At 28.2% G+C, this 1,421-nt stretch carries 2 protein-coding genes and 1 pseudogene; all 3 read right to left on the bottom strand.

Annotation, left to right across the window (positions count from 1 at the left end):
• A pseudogene (locus tag IU405_RS00225) lies at positions 1–331 on the bottom strand (hypothetical protein); the annotation flags it as partial.
• Positions 332–643: 312 nt separating this feature from the next.
• Positions 644–892: a hypothetical protein gene (locus tag IU405_RS00220; protein ID WP_197436662.1), complete on the bottom strand. Its 249-nt coding sequence runs from the start codon at positions 890–892 to the stop codon at positions 644–646.
• A gap of 3 nt (positions 893–895) precedes the next feature.
• A partial coding sequence (locus IU405_RS00215; RefSeq protein WP_197436661.1) for a DUF3871 family protein occupies positions 896–1,421 on the bottom strand: 526 nt, incomplete at its 5' end.

Below are 1,421 nucleotides of genomic sequence, written 5' to 3'. Positions count from 1 at the left end.
TCATATCCCTTTTTGCGCTTTTAAGATTTCCCTTTTGAAGTGTAACAATGTGCCCCACTGTTTGATTAACTGAATAAAAACGTTTGTTAAGGTCACAACTTTTGAATGTTAAATTCAATGAATCGACTACTTGTGTCAGTTTACTCAAAGTCTGATCACTATAAATTAACCCATTTGAGTATTTTTTAAATTCATTGATTTCATCAATTGCTGTATCATCAATTTGTTTTGTTTCTTCTGGAACTGATAAAAGCGCTTGTTTTTCTTTAGCTGTTGGTGAATTGCAAGAAAATAATAGGAGTACTATTAAAAATAACAATGGTGTTTTCATAAATGTTTTTAAAATTATAAAACAGCAATTAATATAGTTTATTGCATGGTTATAAATCAAGCCAAATTTTTATAAAATATAAATGCAGGAGTTATTCAACATAAGAATAGCTAATTTGAAACTTACATAAAACCTAACCTTTTTAATTAAAAAAAAATAACCTATTTAACTTTTTTGATTAGGTTTTAAAATGTAAGCTTTCTCTAGAGTAGATTTTCTCAGTGGTTTTATGATTATAGAGCCAAAACCTTCTCAGAAAAGATACCAAAAAATAGTATCAAAAGATACAGCATAATGCTCTAAAGTCATGAATTAAAGTAAAATTTCAAAATAGTAGGTATGGTAGTTTTTACCATCTATGCAGTACACAGTTCGTCCCTCATTTGTGATTTTCAATTCAGTACAATAAACAAGTTGATTTTTTTGTAAACTTCCAACACTTTGCAACGCTTTTAATTTAATAGGCGTATGCACTTTAATAATTCTATTTTTATCATTCACCACATAGATGATATATGGTGAGCAATATTTTAAAAGTTCCATCAGTTGTTCATTAGTCATGTTTTAATAATCATTTAATTGAGCAGGAGAATAAAATATTTCACTTTTCTGAAGGAAATAATTGTCTTCATGATTCTTAAGAGATTTACTAAGATGATTTACAAATTCAAAAGTATTACAGTTCCTACTGAGAAAGTTATCTATGTAATTGCTTTTTGCACTCTCTGTAAAAAGATTATATAAATTCCATAGGTTGATATAGCCTTTATTATCAGCTCTAAAATTGTCATCATCCACATAGTTTTTAATAATAGTAGTTATCTGTGAATCTGTTGTTTTTAAGTCAAATAGCCCCTCTTTTTGGGTATTCTCTAAATGATTGTACAATTTCATCTTCCCTACCAAATGAGCAAATTGTTCTTGATTGATTGTGAAGTCTTGTAATTGACTCATTTGATCAACATGCATCTCTTGATTGTAGCTTTCAAACAGCTCTAAGGTTTTTGATTTTAGTTCATTGATACTGCTTACTCTTAGATCATCTTTCAAACCATCTGTGGCAATACATAAATTACAGCATACCATATTT

Origin of the sequence: Polaribacter sp. BAL334 (genome assembly GCF_015767435.1) — a bacterium.
Classification (GTDB): Bacteria; Bacteroidota; Bacteroidia; order Flavobacteriales; family Flavobacteriaceae; genus Polaribacter.
Note: the sequence above shows the minus strand (reverse complement) of the source record. Positions and strands in the feature narration are given on the sequence as shown.

Bases quoted from the DNA above. Each gene is read 5' to 3' on its own strand.
- IU405_RS00220 (WP_197436662.1), bottom strand. From the start codon at position 892: ATGACTAATGAACAACTGATGGAACTTTTAAAATATTGCTCACCATAT.